Source organism: Pseudomonas sp. Soil_N_39 (assembly GCF_057655955.1).
On the sequence record NZ_JBDGLI010000013.1, the window covers coordinates 87,033 to 104,797 of the forward strand.

Here is a 17,765-nt window from a genome sequence, read left to right on the forward strand (position 1 = left end):
GCCAGGCGCACAAGCGCAACGCAAGGAAAGCGAACGGCTACCCAAACGCGGCGAAGCGAATCAGCTGAAGGAGCTGTTGCAATGACCAGTGCAAGGACTGCACCAGTCGCTGTTGCCCTACCTCTAACCTGACCTGTCGCCGTTGCGAAAAGTTTCGACTTTTTTTCGTCTGGATGACCGGTCGGTTTTCCCCCCGGTTAGGCAGTCTAGGTCAGATCCTAGAGCGGTGCGCCTCGGTTCGTCGCATTGTCCGACAATCACGTTTTTTAGCGGCAATGTCTTACACGACGAAGAGGAATACGCACCGACGAAGTGCAGTTTCCTGCAAAGAAAAAAGTGTAGGGGGAGGGGGTTGGTTCATTGCCGTGCGCGATGGAATGGCGTGCTGCACCATCAAGGGGCGGGTGGAATAGAGGCGTTTTAATGGCCAATAACACCCTGGCAAACACACTGTCTCCTGTGGGAGCGAGCTTGCTCGCGATAGCGGTGTGTCAGCCACAAACCTTGCAACTGATCCTCCGCTATCGCGAGCAAGCTCGCTCCCACAAGGGGCATGATGGTGGGTGATGTAGCGGGTTCAACCCGCCGGCGTCAGCAATCGAATCGGCGTGCCCTTTGCCCAGGCCTGCAGGTCTTCGATCATCAGGGAATAGAACTGTTGGTAATTCTGTCGGCTGACGTAACCCACATGAGGCGTGGCCAGTACGTTGTCCAGGGTGCGGAAGGGATGGTCGGCAGGCAGGGGTTCCTGGGCGAAGACGTCCAGGGCGGCGCCAGCCAGGCGCTGGTGCTGGAGGGCGTCGATCAGGGCGGTTTCGTCGACGATCGGCCCGCGGGAGGTGTTGACCAGCAGCGCTTCGGGTTTCATCCAGCCCAGCGCCTGGGCATCCACCAGGCCGCGAGTGCGTTCGCCGAGCACCAGGTGGATCGAGAGAATGTCGGCCTGTTCGAACAACGCCTGCTTGCTGACGTAGGTCACGCCGACTTCGGCAGCCCGCTCGGCGCTGAGGTTCTGGCTCCAGGCGATGACTCGCATGCCGAACACCTGGCCGAACTGCGCCACCCGTGTGCCGATGCTACCCAGGCCGAGGATCGCCAGTGTCTTGCCGTGCAGGTCGCCGCCCAGGCCTTGCTGCCACAGGCCGGCGCGCAAGGCATTGGCTTCCGGCACCAGGTTGCGGGTCAGGGCCATGATCAGCGCCCAGGTCAATTCGGGTGCGGCGTGCTTGTAGCTGTCGGTGCCGCACACCTGGATGCCCAGCTCGGCAGCGGCCTTCAGGTCCAGGGCGGCATTGCGCATGCCGCCGGTGAGCAGCAGCTTGAGATTGGGCAGGCGGCGCAGCAGGCCTTCGTCGAACACGGTGCGTTCGCGCATCACGCAAATCACTTCGAAGCGCTGCAAGCGTTCGGCGAGGGTGTCGCGGTCGGCGGGATAGTCGTGGAGAAACGTCACCTGGCCGATGCTGTCCAGCACCGACCAGTCCACCACATCGCGTGCCACATCTTGCCAATCGTCTATGACTGCTATTTGCACCGCCATGGAACACCTCGTCAGGGAATGGGTTTGTCCAGCCAGCCCAGCAGGGCCTTGTGGAACCGATCCGGCTCTTCCATCTGCGGGGCATGCCCCAGATTGGGGAACTCCACCAGGGTCGAGCGGGGAATCAGCCCGGCCACCTGCTTGCCCAGTACCTCGTAGTGGCCCAGTTTGGCCTTGACCGCCGGCGGCGCGATGTCGCTGCCGATGGCGGTGGTGTCGGAGGTACCGATCAACAGCAGGGTGGGCACGGTCAGGTCCTTGAACTCGTAATAGACCGGCTGGGTGAAGATCATGTCGTAGATCAGCGCCGAGTTCCACGCCACTTGCGTATGACCCGGGCCCTTGTTCAAGCCGGCGAGCATGTCCACCCAACGGTCGAACTCAGGTTTCCAACGGCCGGCGTAATACGTCGTGCGCTCGTAATTGCGAATGCCCTCGGCGGTGACTTTCAGCTCACGGGCGTACCATTGGTCCACGGTGCGATAGGGCACGCCCAGGGCTTTCCAATCCTCCAGGCCAATGGGGTTGACCATTGCCAGGCGCTCGACCTGATCGGGGAACTGCAAGGCGTACCGAGTGGCGAGCATGCCGCCGGTGGAATGGCCGAGGACGATGGCGTTCTGTACACCGAGGGCCTTGAGCAAGGCTTGGGTGTTGGTCGCCAGTTGCTGGAAGCTGTACTGGTAATGCTCGGGTTTGCTCGAGGTGCAGAAACCGACCTGGTCCGCCGCGATGACCCGGTAGCCGGCCTCGCTCAACACCTTGATCGAATCGCCCCAGGTGGCGGCGCAGAAATTCTTGCCGTGCATCAGCACCACGGTACGGCCATTGACCTTGCCTTGGGCCGGCACGTCCATATAGCCCATCTGCAACGATTTGCCCTGGGACTGGAAGGCGAAGTGCTTGAGGGTATAGGGGTATTCGAAGCCCTCCAGCTGAGCGCCGTAGGCCGGGCCTTCCGGCGGGGTGGCGGCCTGGGCGAGCAGGGGCAGGGCGACGGTGAAGAGCAGGCTGGGCAACCAGCGCGTGGGGGTTCGGGACATGGTCAATCTCCTTGTGGCCGCGGCCGATCCTGGCGCGACCCGATTATGGCGGTATTAACCACAGGCAACCGAACGGACCGAATGTTCAACCCATCCAGCCCAGCGTGGCGAGGGCGAGCACGCCATAGCGCAGGCCTTTGGCCAGGGTCACGATCAGCAGGAAGCGCCGCCACGGCTCGCCCATCACCCCGGCCACCAGGGTCAACGGATCGCCGATGATCGGCAGCCAACTGAGCAGCAGCGACCAGCGGCCGAAGCGCTGGTAATGCACGCGAGCCTTGTCCAGGTGAGCCGGGCTGACCGGGAACCAGCGTCGGTCCTTGAAGTGCTCCAGGCGCGTGCCCAGCCACCAGTTCACCAGCGAACCCAGGACGTTGCCGACCGTGGCGACCCCCAGCAACAGCCAGGTTTCGTGGCGCTCGCTGAGCAGCAGGCCGACCAACAAGGCCTCCGATTGCAGCGGCAGCAAGGTCGCCGCACCGAAAGCCGCCAGAAACAAGCCGATATAGGCTTCGCCCATCAGTGGGCCGGGTAATCCGCCACTACGGTTTGGGTCCCGTCTTTCTTCAGGCCAATCACTTGATAGGCATCGCTCATGCCGTCCATTTCCATGCCGGGCGAGCCCATGGGCATGCCGGGGGCGGCTACGCCGAGCAAGTCGTCGCGCTTGCTCAACGCCAGCACCTGGTCGGCCGGAACATGGCCTTCGACGAATTTGCCGTTGATTTCGGCGGTGTGGCAGGAACGCAGGTTTGGCGCCACGCCCAGGCGTTGCTTGACCGAACTCATGTCGGCCTCGACATGGTCGTTGACCTTGAAGCCGTTTTCTTGCAGATGCGAGATCCACTTCTTGCAGCAGCCGCAATTGGCGTCGCGGTGCACATCGATGGTGACGGGTTCGGCGGCCTGGGCCAAGGTAGTCATGAACAGGGCGCTCAAGGCGAGCAGGTGCAGGGGGTTGGCCATGAAGGAGGTCTCTTGTCGAACGGTTTGGAGGGAGGATAACAGAGTAGCGAGGGCAAGCTGACAGGGGGCTGAGGCGGGGATTACACAATTGTCAGGCTGGAAGGACGAACGCAGTCTTGTGGGAGCGAGCTTGCTCGCGATAGCGGTTTGTCAGTCACAATCTTGCAGCTGATCCGACTCTATCGCGAGCAAGCTTTGCTCCCACAGATCTGACACAGGTGAATGGAGACGCTTCAGCGCACCTTGAACCGCCCCATGATCGTATTCACCCGACTATTGGCGTCCAGCAGTTGCCGGGTGTTGGCCTCGCTGGCCAGGCCACTTTCCACCAGTTCCTCCACCATGTGGCGGATTTGCACCATGCTGCGATTGATCTCCTCGGTCACCGCGCTCTGTTGCTCGGCGGCCGTAGCGATCTGGGTGCTGAGGCTGTTGATCTGGCTGACCGAGCCGGCCATTTCGTCCAGGCCCGAGTTGACTCGGGAGGTCGCATCGGCCGCCGACTGGCAACTGGCCTGGGTGTTTTCCATGGCCGAGACCGACGAACTCACGCCTTGGGTCAGGCGGGTCAGCATTTCGTTGATTTCCGAGGTACTGGCCTGGGTACGGGCGGCGAGAGCGCGGACTTCGTCGGCCACCACGGCAAAACCACGGCCTTGCTCCCCGGCACGGGCAGCCTCAATAGCGGCGTTGAGCGCCAGCAGGTTGGTCTGCCCGGCGATGGCGCCGATCACGCCCAGGATCTCGGTGATGCGCTGGGCGTCTTGTTGCATGCTCTCGACCTTGCGGGTGGCGCTGGCGACTTCATCGATCAACGCCACCACACTGCTGGAGGCCTCACCGACCACGACGCGGGAGCGATCGGCATGCTCGTTGGCGCGTTGGGTGAACGCCGCAGTCTCGGCCGCGTTTTGCGCGACGCTTTCAGCCGTAGAGCTCATCTGGGTGATGGCGGTCACGGTCTGGTCGGTTTCCGAGGCGTGGCGCATCAGGATTTCGCTGGTATGGGCCGAGGTCCGTTGCAGATCGCCCAGGCTCGACGCCATGGCGCCGGTGGCCTGAGTGACTTCACCGATCATGCCTTGCAGGTAAGCGATGAAGCGGTTGACCGAATGACCAATCGCCCCCAATTCATCCTCGGCCCGGATGGTGATGCGTCGGGTCAGGTCGGCATCGCCGGTGGACAAGGCGTCGATGTTGCCTTTGAGCACCTTCATGCGATTAGTCAACTGGCGGATCGCGTAGAGCTGCATCAAGACCAGCAGGATCACCATCGGGATCTGCAGCAGGCTCAACGTGCTCAGTACATCGTCGCGCTGGGCGGTGATCAGGCGGGTCGGCAATGCGGTGGCCAGGAACCACGGCGAACCTTCGATAGGGCGCATGAAGAAGGTGCTGGCCTCGCCCTTGTTGTCGAACTCGACCCGCTGCAACGGCTGGTCGCGCTGGGCCAGGCCCGCCTTGACCTGGGCGGCGAATGGCGAGGTGGCCGCCAGTTCGCTGATGTTCTTCAGCACGATCGGCCCGCTGATGCGCGAACTGTTGCTGATGATCTTGCCGTCGCCTTCGACGATCAGCATCTCGGCGCTCAGGTCGGCTTCCTTGCGTGCCACCAGCTCATTGAAGAAGCCCAGGGTCACGTCGATGGTGGACACGCCGTAAGGCACGCCGTTTTTCTGGATGGCCATGGCGCAGTTGGTGCGCGGTTCGGCGCTGGCGTCATCTTTATAGGCCGCAGCCCAGGCGCATTTGCCAGGTGGAGTGGCCATGCCGCCCTTGTGCCAGGGTTGTTCGTAATAGTTGGGCGCGGCGTCACTGTTCCAGAAGGTATTGACCACCAGTTTGCCGGACGCGTCGCGGTGCCAGAACGTGCTGAACTTGCTGCGTCCCTCGGCCCGCTGGTTGGGCAAGGGCCAGATCCCGCCGCCGAAGACTTTCAACTCGCCGTACTGATCCACCAGCCCCGGCAACACTTTGTCGATGGCATCGCTGTCGAGCAGCGGGATGGTCTGGGTGATGCTGCGTTGCTGCGCCTGTACCTTGTTCAATTCGCCCTGGATCTGCTCGGCAACCTCGGCGATGCGGTTCAGGACCACTTGCTCCTCGGTGTGGCGCAGCTTGGGCGCGACCAGATAACTGATGCCCACCACCGTCAGGAGGGACAGCACCAGCATGAAAATAACCAGAAACAGGGTGTAGCGTGCCTGAATAGTTCGGAATGAAGGCATGTGGGAAGTCCTTGCACGAAGGCGACTTTCTGGAGCAGGCGGATGGGCAGTCCTGACTATATCGGCCTGGGAGGACGCAGCTTTAGAGGTCAGTTGGTCGAGGGATAGAACGAGTGGATTGCACGAAGACACGCCTTCGGCTGTACCATGGGGGCCGTCGGCAACCCGTCATCCAGGCGATAGGGTGCGGACTTGACAAGCCTTCGGATACAGAACGGATACATTCAGGAAATTGGCAATGACTCATTCACAACGTTTGAAATACTCGATTCTGATCGTCCTCGTCGTCCTGGCTATCATGCTGGGGCTGTCCTGGATGCAGGGCAAGGGCATGATCAGCGAGCAGTTGTTTCAATACATCGCCATTGCCGTGGCGGTCATCGTGGTGGTGATCAACGGCGTAATGCGGCGCAAGGTCAAGCCCTGAGCGCCGGCTTCATTCCTCGGCCTCGAGCACGGCCATCGCGCTGGGGTGCAGGCGGTAGCTTTTATCGGCGTTGAGGGTCACGACCCCTTCGCTGCACAGGCGCTTCAATACCTCGCGCACGCTGAGAAAGGACAACGGAATGTCCAACCCCAATAACTGGCTGTGCACACCACGCACACCCAGGCAGCGGTTTTCGTGGGCGGCCTTGAGCAGCGCGTCGATGACTTTAAGACGAATCAGGCTGGTCCTGAGCCCGAAGCTCTTGAGCAGGCGCCTGATGTGGTCATTGCCGCCGCGCTCTGGCGGCCTGTCGAATTCACGGTGAGTGGCGTTCAGCGAGACGCCGGTTGGCCTTGGCTTGCCCTCCATGGGCAGTTGCGCGTTACGCATGCAGAAACTCCTTACCAGCCTGATCAGAAAAGGTCACGAATACTCTCCTGTTATAGGACGAACGAGGACGCGCAATCATGAGGACGATGATGTGAAAAAATTGCCCCCGCTTCGTCAAACCCCCGTGTTCAAGCGGCGCAAGGCCATTAATTTTTTTTCGTCCGGTTCGTTTTCAAGGTAGGCACATTCCGGTTCAGCACGCGGCGTGTGATTTCCCAGGCGGGCCGAGTGTTTGTCGACTGGCGCAGCGGCAGCCGTCCTGGTCTCTGAAGTTTTCATCAGGAGTGAACGTGAGAATGTCCGGGCAGTTATCGAGGGTTGGCCTTGCAGGCGCTTTTCTGGGGATCGCCCTCGGGCTCAGCCCCGTGGTCAATGCGCAGGACGATGGACAGCAGGCCAGTGCCGAGATCCGTCGCACCCGGTTTGGCGTGCCACATATCCGCGCCCAGGACGAACGTGGACTGGGTTATGGCATCGGTTATGCCTACGCCCAGGACAATCTGTGCCTGCTGGCCAATGAGATCGTCACGGTCAATGCTCAGCGCTCGCGTTACTTCGGGCCCGAGCAGGTCACGGTCGAACAGCGGGAGAACCGCGCCAGCGATCTGTTTTTCAGCTGGCTCAACACACCGCAAGCGGTCTCCGGTTTCTGGCAGGCCCAGACGCCTCAAGTGCAACAACTGGTTGAAGGCTATGCGGCGGGCTACAACCGTGCGTTGGCCGAGCGCAAGGCCAAGGGCCTGCCTGAGCAATGCGCCAGTGAGTGGGTGCGGCCGATCACCGCGCTGGACCTGGTCAAATTGACCCGTCGCTTGTTGGTGGAAGGCGGCGTCGGCCAGTTCGCCGAAGCTCTGGCTGGCGCACAACCGCCTCAGGCGACGGCACTCGCCACTGCTCCGGCCGCGAGTTTCGCCGCTGCCGCGACCCGGCAGCAGCGTTTTGCCCTGGAGCGCGGCAGCAATGCCCTGGCCATCGGCAGTGAGCGCTCGTTTAATGGTCGCGGCATGTTGCTGGCGAACCCGCATTTTCCGTGGGTGGGCGGCATGCGTTTCTACCAGATGCACCTGACCATTCCCGGCAAGCTGGACGTCATGGGCGCGGCGCTGCCGGGCCTGCCGATGATCAACATCGGTTTCAGCCAACACCTGGCCTGGACCCACACCGTCGACAGCTCAAAGCATTTCACCTTGTATCGGCTGCAACTGGACCCGAAAGACCCGACCCGCTACCTGCTCGATGGCGAATCCGTGCCGATGAGCCAGCAGACGGTCGCGGTGGACATCAAGCAACCCGACGGCCAGGTGCAGACGGTTTCCCGCGTGGTCTATGGCTCGCAGTTCGGCCCGATCGTGCAATGGCCCGGCCGGCTGGACTGGGACAACCGATTCGCCTACAGCCTGCGGGATGCGAACCTGGAAAACGATCGTGTGCTGGCCCAGTGGTACGCCATGAACAAGGCCGTCACGCTCAAGGATTTGCAGGACGCCGTCCATAAGATTCAGGGTATTCCCTGGGTCAATACCCTGGCGGTGGACGACCAGGGGCAAAGCCTCTACATGAACGTGTCGGTGGTGCCGAACGTCGACGCCGACAAACTGGCCCGGTGCAGTGACCCCCGGGCCGGATTGCAGCTGATCGTGCTGGATGGCAGTCGCAGCGAATGCGCCTGGGGCAGCGATTCCAAAGCGGTGCAAAAGGGTATTTATGCCGCCGACAAGCTCCCGCAGTTGCTGCGCCGCGATTACGTGCAGAACTCCAACGATTCGGCCTGGATGGTCAACCCTGCGCAGCCGTTGTCCGGCTATTCCCCGGTGATCAGCCAGCAAGGCCAGCCGCTGGGCCTGCGGGCGCGTTTTGCGCTGCAGCGGTTGGGCCAGTTGGCCAAGGCCGGGCCGGTGAAGGTGGAGGATTTGCAGCGGATGGTCATGGACGATCAGGTGTACCTGGCTGACCAGGTGATGCCGGACCTGCTCGGCGTTTGCGCCGGTGACCTGGGGCCCGATGCGTCGGCATTGGCCGAGGCCTGCGCCAGCCTCAAGGCCTGGGATCGCAAGGCCAGCCTGAACAGCGGTGTGGGGTTCGTACATTTCCAGCAGATCATGGAACGGCTGCAGGCGCTGCCTGATTCGTGGCGCGTTGCGTTCGATCCCAAAGACCCGCAACACACCCCGCGGGGCCTGGCGATCGAGCGACCACCGGTGCTCAAGGCTGTGCGCGAAGCCATGTTGGCTTCGGTTGCGGCGGTGAAGGTTGCGGGGTTGTCGAAGGACAGCCGATGGCAAGACGTCCAGGTGGCCAGCAGCGGCAGCCGACAGACGCCGATCCATGGCGGCCCCGGGGAGTTGGGCATCTATAACGCGATCCAGAGCGTGCCGGGGGCGAACGGCAAATGGGAGGTGGTCAGCGGTACCAGTTACCTGCAAGTGGTGACGTTTGACGGTAAAGGTCCGCAAGCCCAGGGATTGTTGGCGTTCTCCATTTCCAGCGACCCCGCTTCACCTTATTCGGCCGACCAGACCCAGGCGTTTTCGCAGAAACAGTGGAGTGTGCTGCCCTTCACCGAACAGCAGATCAAGGCCGATCCGGACTATCAGGCTGTGATTATCCGTGAGCGCGATGAGGCGGGCAGGGTGGCGACGCAATAATCGCTGTTGTACTTGCAGGCGAAGGGGCCGTCACATTCAAAATGGATGCAGGTTGACCCTCCGTCATCGCGAGCAAGCTCTGCTCCCACAGGAGATTTTTGGCGTTTGGGAAACTACAGGCCGGCAGCGATCCAAACTGTGGGAGCGAGCTTGCTCGCGATGAGAGCGGCACATTCAAAATCCAGTCAGACTGATCCACCGCTACCGCGAGCAAGCTTTGCTCCCACAGGGGACGCAATTATTGGGCCGGCCGCTGCCCGATGGAATTGAGCACCGGGTTGCCGTCCTTGTTCTGGGTCAGGTAGACCGGCAGGACTTTGGGCAACGAAGCCACGAGATTTTGCACTTCGCTGATGTTGTACACACCGCCGACTCGCAGGCCGCCGGTGCTGTTGTCAGCCAGCATGACGGGACGCTCGAGGTAGCGGTTGATCAGCGGCAGCGCATCGCTCAGGGCCAGGTCATCCAACACCAACTTACCGTTGCGCCACGCCAGCGAACTGTCGTTGGGGGCTGTCTCGCGGACTTGGGGTTGGTGGTCGCCCGCCTTGTAGCTCGCCTGCATGCCCGGCGAAAGTTGCAGGCCGTTACGGGTGAGCGCCTGGTTGCTGGTGACCCTGACCGAACCTTCCACCAGGGTAATCCGCACCTGGTCCTGGTACATCCAGACGTTGAAGCGCGTACCGGTCACACGCACCTGGCCTTGGGCGGCGCGCACGACAAACGGATGCTGTTTGTCATGGCTGACGTCAAAAAACGCCTCGCCCTTTTCCAGGGTCACCCGGCGTTCGTTTTTGTAGTTGGCAAAGGTCAGCTCACTGCCCAGGTTGAGCTCCACCTGGCTGCCGTCCCCCAGGGTGATATGACGCACGCTCGTGCCGGCTTCGAACCGCTCGTAGGAATTGGCAATCCAGTTCAGGTTCCAGCCGGTGTAGGCGGCCACGGGCAGGCCGACGACGAACACCGCGGCGGCGACAGCCAACCGGCTCCAGCGCGACCGGGGTCTGGACGCTGGAGTGACGGCGGCTGCCTTGACACGTGGCAGATGATCGGCAACGTCCCAGATTTCCAGCATGGCTTCGTATTCGAACGCATGCAGGGGATCGGCATCATGCCACTGCTTGAATGCCTGCCGTTCGGCATCGGTGCAGTCGACGGCATGCAGTCGCATACACCAATGAGCTGCGGCATCGGTAATGGCGTCGTATTCGGCTTCCGAGAGGGTATGTTCGGTCATTGATTCGTCCTGGTTTGCCGCATTCTAACCTTCGGCATGAGCTGCCGAGAACTGCCGTCATGGCGTTTACGCATCAATGAGCGTGTTTTTTTGCTCAAACACGGGGGCATGGCCTACCGTCGCATACCTGGCGTGAAAAAAAGATCAAATAACCCTTTGCCCAGATCACTGCACCGCAAGTTGCCGGGAAGGGCGCACATCGAGTTGCCGCCCTAATTCGCAAATCAAGAGCGTGATCGAGTCGGCGTTGCGAAGTATGACGTCGATGCGCTTGTCCGGCAAAATCGGATCCAGAAAAGCATCGCGAGCGTGATCCATGGTTTTGGCGCCGGTTATCTTCAGGATCTCCTGAGTTGTCTCTTTGTATAAAGGCAGCAGCTCCACCTTCTTGTCGGTGTTGTCTGCGCTATCCCATTGCGTGAACAGTTTGGGTTTTGGGGTGGTCAGCGAAAGTCCGTTGAGCTGCAGGTCCTTTTGCTTGTCGTATTGTATTTGCCCTAGATAAGTCGCTGTTGAAATCAAGTCGAGGAATGGCAGTACCGAGTCCAGATAGGCGATGTCAAAGGTATTGAACAACTGATGGGAAATTTCATGGATGAAGGTCGCTCCCTGGGCATGGGCATCGACATTAAAGGTGTCGGGCACGACGGACTTGTACCAATCCAGTCCCATGTCGAAGAAAAACTGGGTGAGGTAGATTCTTCCCACCGCCGCCGGTTCGAGAACGAACGCAGTCGCCCTGTCCTCCAGGTATTTGAGGTTGCCGATAACGATGCGGTCCGCATTTTGCAGTTCCCAGGAGGGATCGGCCAATGCCTGGCATATCGGCGAGATTGCTGTCTCTATTTTGCTGATAAGACGGGCGTCGACGCTGCTGACACCAAAAAACAGTTTAAGGTATCTGTCCAGTCGAGAGCCCGGAAGAACCTGTTGCTTGAGTTGATGGAGATTGTACAGGGCATTGAACGAGTAGAACCGCGCCGTCTCCAGCGCCTGCACGATTGCATTTGCCCGGTGCGGATATTTCCGACGTATCTCAGCCATGCCTCGCGCTTCAATATTCAATGAACCTTTGGCTTTGAAGTCGCTATAGGTAATAGCCATCTTCGACCCAGCCTTGCCAAAACGGACGGTTTGGCGCTGTGGGTCGATCCCCCATGTCCGGCCGTCCGAGGACTTTTTCAACAACGGCCCTTCACCGTGCTCATGAATGATTCGCCAGGCTTGGTCGGCTTTTGCCACTTGAAAGACTTTGCCGGCCAAGGGGATATAAAGCTTGCCGTTTTCTATGGCTTTGTACGTTCCCTCAGCCAGGTTTCTTTGCAGGTCAGATAGGCTGACACCCGTGGCTTCGAAGACGCCCAGGTCGGTACGCAGTTGACCGGTGGAAGCGATGTCCTTCCAGTTGAGCGTCGACGGGACACTCGGCAAGGCCGGTCCAACGGGATCGAGCAGGCCGAATGTATCGTCGCGATTGAGCAGGCCCAGCGACACCATCTCGGCGGCGCCGGCGATGAAGTTGTGCAAGCCGGTTTTCCAGTCATGCGCTTGCAGGGCCTCGGAAGACGCCTTGAAGTCCTGGTAGCTTTCCCACAGCGTCTCTATGAACGTCAGTTTGCCCGGCAACTGTCTTCCCACTAACCGGATGCCCGAGCTGAACAGGTGCAAGGCAGTGGTCCAGTCGAATTGGCGCTTGTCCTGCGCCTGGGAACTCAACAGCTCTGCCAGCAACTTCGTGTTGTCATCGAACAGCGTGTCGAGCAGGTTGGTGCGGATAGGGTTGGAACCCAGGGTGATTTCCGAAAGGTGCCCAAGTGTCGAGGCGAACAGGTTCCTGAAAATGGCTTGCTGGTTCTCGGGAAGCCGGCGGATCAGCAGGTCCTGGAGCGCGCCGGGCGTGTTGAAGGCCGCGACCACGCTCGCTTCGTCCTTGAACTCGGTGAAGCAATGACCCGAGTGATAAGGGCAATACAGGACAAGGGGGTTGGTTGCCTGGGCGCTCGAACCCACCAGGTAGAGCCCCAATGCCTTGACCGCCGCCGCGCCGCCGGTCTTGATCAGCTCCACGGGGCGAAACAGCGCGCTGGCGCCTTCAACCGCACTGCGGGCGATGGCGTCCGGCATATCCAGTACCTGGCGAATCAGGTCGAAGGCCTTGCTGGAGAGATGTTGCTGTAGGTGCCGTGCGTGAGCGTGTTGCAGCAGTTGCCAGGGTAATTGTTGACGGAACCGGCGCTTCCTTTGCTGGACTGGCGCGCCAGAGCCGGAAAGCGTGTCCACGACCTGTGTTTTATAGGCGGTGGAAATATCCAATGACGACAATATTTGCCTGACCGCCGTCTCGTTCAAGCCGTCAGGCAGTTTGCGCGGGGCGGTCGACGAAACCTTGAAGCCGTTTCGGGTCACATCGACATGGTTCAAGGCAAAGTCGGTCAAGGCGCTGGCCGGCCCCACGACGGCAAGGTTCGGTGTGATCTGGAGGGTGTCGGGGTCGAGGTTTTTTCCAGGGAAGCGTGCGTCCAGTAACGCCCTGAGCTTTTTATGCACGTGGGTGCGCAATGGCTCGATACCGTCCAGGTAGTCCTTGGCATCGACCACGCTGTTCTTGTATTGCTCGAGCAGTTCGATATGCAAGCGTCGATCTTCCAGGGACGCCGTGCCGAGCCAGGCGGGCAGTTTCTGTTGTCGCCTGTTGGCTTGGGCGATGTCCACGGCGCGCTTCAGGTTGGTGGGTGCGCCTTTGGCCAGCAAGGCGTCGAGACTGTTGCGCAACGCCGATCCGCTGAGTTTCCAATCCCCAACTTTTAATGTGCTCAAGTAACTGCGCTCGGCCTTGAACTGTTCGATGAACGACTTCATCCGATTGACCAGCACATTGTCTTCCAGCAGTTCATAGGCCTGGAGCTGGTAGCGTCCGTGGGGTATGCGTTGCGCGGGCGCCAGGTTCGACAGCCAGGCAAAGCGTTTTCGAGTGTTCAGCAGATTCTTGTTCAACTGCTCCGTGGCCAGGTCGACGCTCGTAAAAGCCTGTAGGCCGCTGGTGGGGGACCAAAGGATGGCCATGCCCGAGTAGGGGGTATCCAGACCGCCGCGCTCGGTCAGTAAAAAGCAGTTGGGCAGGCGCAGGGAAACCGCGCGCCCCTCAGCGTGGCACGTCAGCTTCAACGAATAGACATCCGGTCGAAAGCCTCTGACGCCCAGGCGCTGCGTACGGTCCGGGTGGTCGGCGTCATGGGCGAAAACGTTCCTGATCAAGTCATGGGCGGCTGCCGGTAGCGTTCCGTCACGTTCTCTGAGTTCGGCCTCGGCGCGCAGGCCCAGTGAGAAAGCGTTGGTCAGTTCAGGCAGCAGCTTGTCCAGCCCGCTTTGCAGCGCGGCCGTGTTGGCGGGCGGCAACTGGATGAAGCGGGTGTGAAAAGTGTCTTCGACATCGGTGTAGCTCTTGATCTTCCTCTCCAGTTGGTCGGCCATGAAGTTGGACGGTCGCAGCTCTCCGTAAAACGCCGGTCGCGTGCCCCAATGCCCATCGGTTTTCTGATCCAGCAGGCTTTTGTTGATCAAGGTGCGGATATCCAGCGCCTTGTCGATGAGTGAGTGGAGGTTGACGTCGCCCTGGCGGGACATTTCCAGCGCGTAGTGAAGATTGTCCAGTTGCTTGGCAATGATCCCGTCAGCCAGGGTCTCGGCCACCGGCAAGTCCACTGATTCGCCTGACACTTGCGGCTGGTCGAAGCGCAGGAAACGGTTACGTTCCTCCAGGCTCAAGAGGTTGTAGAGCGCTTGCCTGGGCTCGGTGTGGGCGGGGGTGTTGAGCAACGCGTCCTTGAAACCCAGGTAATTGGCGACTTTTTGCAGGCCGTGGTTGGGGGTGTAGAGGTAATGGTCCTTGCCGCTGATCATCAACGAACCGGCCAATTCGACGAAGTGCGGTTGATATTCCCAGAGACGAATCGTTTCGATGAACAGCAGTGGTTCGTCCCGACGGGAGGGCCTGAACAGGCGAAGCAGTTCCTGGTTTTGCGCTTCGGTCAGTTGCCCTTTCTCGCGCGCGATCAGGATCGCGGCCCGCAGTGCGTCACGAATGACCCGGGCAAGAAAGTCGCGGCGCGACCGGTGGAACGGGCTGTTCGCCTGCCAGTAGGTATTGATGTGTTGGCTGAGTGTGGGGATCAGGTTCCTGGCCGTGGCCTTGATGATGCCTTCCCATTGTTGCGCTGTGTGTGCGCTCGTGCCGGGGTGAGTCAGGTCGACGTCATGCCCGGCGGGCCAGCCCTGATGGTGGAAGTACACCAGCACGGCGTCGCTCAGCGCAATGCTTTCAGTGACTGGGATTGCGTGGGTATCGCCCAGCGGGACGCCTTTGCGCAGGGCTACGCGGGCCTGTCGTTGATCGAAGTTGGGCAGCTGTTCGTTTAACGCCTGGTCCAGCATTGAGGTCAGTGTGGGCAGTTTGATCAGCTCATCCACCATGGCCAGGGCATTGAGGCTCTGGGCGTATTCGATGGCTTCGATCTGCGCCTTGAAAACGTCTCCGTTGATGATCTGGCTGGTTTGGGTGATGTCGTTTGTGCTGTTCAGTTCGCTGCGCTGGGAAATCGACAGGTAGCGAAAAAGATCGTCGCGCCCCGCGGTGTCCTGCAGCATCTCATCGATCTTGTTTTCGAGGGCGTGCGAGTCGTTGAATTTGCGGATCCCTCTGTCCGGTGTGTAAAGGAAGGCGGGCTTGACGTCGCTATCTGGCAGGGCCTTGAGGGTAAAGCAGCCGGCCAATGGGATCGGCACCTTGTTGTCGGCTTGGAGCAGAATCGTTTCGGCGGCCATCGGCGGCGTCTGCGCCGCACGTTGCGTATGGCTGGGCAGGGCGACATGGTGCAACCAGTCGAGGTCGGCCTGGGTCAGCCCATGAAGCGCGTTCAACTCATCCAGGCGAGTGGCGTTCAATATCTCGGGAAATAGCAGTGGCGTGGTTTCAGTGGTCATCGTTGCTTCTCGATCAAGGCGCCGCAAGACGGCGCGGAAGCGGCCAGACTAGGCAACGATGGATGGGCAACGGTGGTACATAGTTATTGCACGCAGGACTTCTTTGATCTGCGCTGGGGAAGGATTGACAGTGCGCGCCTGAAACAGTGTTTAATCACCGGGCGGGTCCTTTACGCTGTCGCTACCTCCAACAATCATTCCGGAGCTTCAGATGTCTGCGCCATCCGATCATGCCGCTTCTTGCACCCTGTCCTTCGATGCTCTGGTGAGCTTGCTGGAGAAGATTTTCCTGCGTCATGGCACGTCGACCGACGTCGCCCGGTGCCTGGCTGAAAACTGCGCCGGGGCCGAGCGCGACGGTGCCCATAGCCATGGGGTGTTTCGCCTGCCCGGTTATGTCTCGACGCTGAACAGTGGTTGGGTCAATGGCAAGGCCGTGCCAGTGGTCGAAGACGTGGCGTCAGGGTTCGTCGCGGTGGATGCCGGTAATGGCTTTGCCCAGCCAGCCCTGGCTGCGGCGCGGCCATTGCTGGTGGAAAAGGCCCGCAGCGCCGGCATCGCCGTCCTGGCCATTCGCAATTCCCATCACTTCGCGGCGCTCTGGCCGGATGTCGAGCCGTTTGCCTACGAGGGCCTGGTGGCGTTGAGCGTGGTCAACAGCATGACGTGCGTGGTGCCCCATGGCGCGGATCGTCCATTGTTCGGCACCAACCCCATCGCCTTTGCCGCGCCACGAGCCGACGGTGAGCCGATTGTCTTCGACCTGGCCACCAGCGCCATCGCCCACGGCGACGTGCAGATTGCCGCGCGCAAGGGTGAGTTGCTGCCGCCGGGCATGGGCGTGGACAGCCTCGGGCAGCCGACCCGCGACCCCAAGGCGATTCTCGAAGGCGGCGCGCTCCTGCCGTTTGGTGGGCACAAGGGCTCGGCGCTGTCGATGATGGTCGAGTTGCTGGCGGCCGCCCTGACAGGCGGGAATTTTTCCTTCGAGTTCGACTGGAGCAATCATCCGGGCGCCAAGACGCCATGGACCGGCCAGCTGTTGATCGTGATCGACCCCAGCAAGGCCGCCGGGCAAGACTTCGCCGAGCGCAGCCGGGAACTGGTCAGGCAGATGCATGGCGTCGGGCTGCGGCGGTTGCCGGGCGACCGTCGTCATCGCGAGCGCAGCAAGGCCAATGAGCAGGGGATTACCCTGGATGAGCAGACATTGGCGCAGTTGCGGGAATTGGCGGGCATTTGAACCACCGGCGGTGGCAGCCAGGGTGGTTGCCACCGGCGTTTATCACGGCTCCGCGTCAATGCCTTGCCGTGACACGTTGCGCCAAGCCTTTTACTATGACGGCTTCTTTTCTCTGGAATCGCCTGGATGAGTAAGCCCGGCCAAACGGTGCTGGTTGCGCTGCGCAAGATGATCGCCTCGGGTGAGCTGGCCGCTGGCGAGCGCTTGATGGAAATCCCCACGGCCGAGTTGTTCGGCGTTTCGCGCATGCCGGTGCGCATGGCGTTCCGCACCCTGGAGCAGGAAGGGCTGCTGGTGCGTTTTGGCGGGCGAGGGTTCCAGGTGCGTTCGGTCAGCGCCGAGCAAATCGCCGGGGCCGTGGAGGTACGTGGCGTGCTGGAGGGCCTGGCGGCACGGCAGACGGCCGAGCATGGTTTGTCTGAAGAAGCGCGCGCGATACTTGAGCAATGCCTGGTGCAGGGCGATGAACTGTTCGCCAAAGGTTATGTGACCGAGGATGACCTGGAGGTCTATCACGACCTCAACATGCGCTTTCATCAGGTGATTGTCGAAGGCAGCCACAACCCGGCGATCGCCGACGCCCTGGCGCGCAACGATCATCTGCCATTCGCCTCAGTCACCGCCCTGGCGGTGGACCGCCAGAACATGGCCGGCGAGTTTCGCCGCTTCAACTATGCCCACATGCAACACCATTCCGTGTTCGACGCACTGATCAATCGTCAGAGCGGCCGTGCCGAGGCGATCATGCGCGAGCATGCCAATGCGACCCTGCGCTACGCCGAAGTGTTCGGCTCGGCATTGGCTGACGAGCGGATGACGGTGATTCTGCGTTCGGAGTAACCCGCCCGGTTGCAGGTAACGGCTGGACTGTCATTCACCATAAATCCCCTGTGGGAGCGAGCTTGCTCGCGATTGCAGTGTGTCAGTCGCCATCAATGTTGCTGAGCCGACGCCATCGCGAGCAAGCTCGCTCCCACAATGGTTTTCGGGTGATTGGAGGACTTGTACTCACCACAAGTCCCCTGTGGGAGCGAGCTTGCTCGCGATTGCAGTGTGTCAGTCGCCA

The 17,765-nt window shown here is 60.9% G+C and carries 12 protein-coding genes; 4 read left to right on the forward strand and 8 right to left on the reverse strand.

All coding sequences use genetic code 11. The annotated features are described in order from the left end of the window. Window positions 1-577: 577 nt before the first annotated feature. The 5 genes from AC3A5O_RS19510 to AC3A5O_RS19530 all read right to left on the reverse strand — a co-directional run bounded on the left by AC3A5O_RS19510 (window position 578) and on the right by AC3A5O_RS19530 (window position 5,777). A complete protein-coding gene (locus AC3A5O_RS19510) occupies window positions 578-1,540 on the reverse strand; it encodes a D-2-hydroxyacid dehydrogenase family protein (RefSeq protein ID WP_487753584.1) in 963 nt (320 codons plus the stop codon). Between the two features lie 11 nt (window positions 1,541-1,551). Beyond that, window positions 1,552-2,583 carry an alpha/beta fold hydrolase gene (locus AC3A5O_RS19515; protein WP_487753585.1) on the reverse strand — a complete coding sequence of 344 codons (1,032 nt, stop codon included), beginning with the start codon at window positions 2,581-2,583 and terminating at the stop codon, window positions 1,552-1,554. A gap of 85 nt (window positions 2,584-2,668) precedes the next feature. Then, the gene (locus AC3A5O_RS19520; protein WP_122568558.1) at window positions 2,669-3,103 is read right to left on the reverse strand and encodes a YqaA family protein; all 435 of its coding nucleotides are present in this window, start codon (window positions 3,101-3,103) and stop codon (window positions 2,669-2,671) included. Beyond that, window positions 3,103-3,549: a DUF411 domain-containing protein gene (locus tag AC3A5O_RS19525; RefSeq protein WP_060742242.1), complete on the reverse strand. Its 447-nt coding sequence runs from the start codon at window positions 3,547-3,549 to the stop codon at window positions 3,103-3,105. Before AC3A5O_RS19525 ends, AC3A5O_RS19520 begins: the two co-directional genes overlap by 1 nt. A gap of 233 nt (window positions 3,550-3,782) precedes the next feature. Then, window positions 3,783-5,777: a methyl-accepting chemotaxis protein gene (locus AC3A5O_RS19530; protein WP_487753586.1), complete on the reverse strand. Its 1,995-nt coding sequence runs from the start codon at window positions 5,775-5,777 to the stop codon at window positions 3,783-3,785. A 238-nt stretch (window positions 5,778-6,015) separates the two neighbouring features. On the opposite strand from AC3A5O_RS19530, the gene AC3A5O_RS19535 reads away from it, so the two are divergent. Then, window positions 6,016-6,204 carry a hypothetical protein gene (locus AC3A5O_RS19535; protein WP_042731964.1) on the forward strand — a complete coding sequence of 63 codons (189 nt, stop codon included), beginning with the start codon at window positions 6,016-6,018 and terminating at the stop codon, window positions 6,202-6,204. A 9-nt stretch (window positions 6,205-6,213) separates the two neighbouring features. Here the strand turns inward: AC3A5O_RS19535 and AC3A5O_RS19540 are convergent, their stop codons facing one another. After that, window positions 6,214-6,594: a fe2+ zn2+ uptake regulation protein gene (locus AC3A5O_RS19540; RefSeq protein ID WP_122568560.1), complete on the reverse strand. Its 381-nt coding sequence runs from the start codon at window positions 6,592-6,594 to the stop codon at window positions 6,214-6,216. A 296-nt stretch (window positions 6,595-6,890) separates the two neighbouring features. On the opposite strand from AC3A5O_RS19540, the gene pvdQ reads away from it, so the two are divergent. After that, window positions 6,891-9,239, forward strand: a complete 2,349-nt coding sequence (gene pvdQ, locus AC3A5O_RS19545) for a bifunctional acylase PvdQ (RefSeq protein ID WP_487753587.1) — start codon at window positions 6,891-6,893, stop codon at window positions 9,237-9,239. A gap of 238 nt (window positions 9,240-9,477) precedes the next feature. Here the strand turns inward: pvdQ and AC3A5O_RS19550 are convergent, their stop codons facing one another. Beyond that, window positions 9,478-10,476: a FecR family protein gene (locus AC3A5O_RS19550; protein WP_487753588.1), complete on the reverse strand. Its 999-nt coding sequence runs from the start codon at window positions 10,474-10,476 to the stop codon at window positions 9,478-9,480. A 165-nt stretch (window positions 10,477-10,641) separates the two neighbouring features. Beyond that, on the reverse strand, window positions 10,642-15,456 hold the full coding sequence (locus tag AC3A5O_RS19555) for a dermonecrotic toxin domain-containing protein (RefSeq protein WP_487753589.1): 4,815 nt from the start codon (window positions 15,454-15,456) through the stop codon (window positions 10,642-10,644). Between the two features lie 211 nt (window positions 15,457-15,667). Here AC3A5O_RS19555 and AC3A5O_RS19560 point away from each other — a divergent pair, with 211 nt between their 5' ends. Together AC3A5O_RS19560 and AC3A5O_RS19565 are read left to right on the forward strand one after the other, a co-directional pair. Continuing rightward, complete coding sequence (locus AC3A5O_RS19560; RefSeq protein WP_122568564.1) at window positions 15,668-16,699, forward strand: Ldh family oxidoreductase; 1,032 nt, start codon at window positions 15,668-15,670, stop codon at window positions 16,697-16,699. 126 nt (window positions 16,700-16,825) lie between these two features. Next, window positions 16,826-17,539, forward strand: a complete 714-nt coding sequence (locus tag AC3A5O_RS19565; RefSeq protein WP_092164402.1) for a GntR family transcriptional regulator — start codon at window positions 16,826-16,828, stop codon at window positions 17,537-17,539. Window positions 17,540-17,765 lie beyond the last annotated feature (226 nt).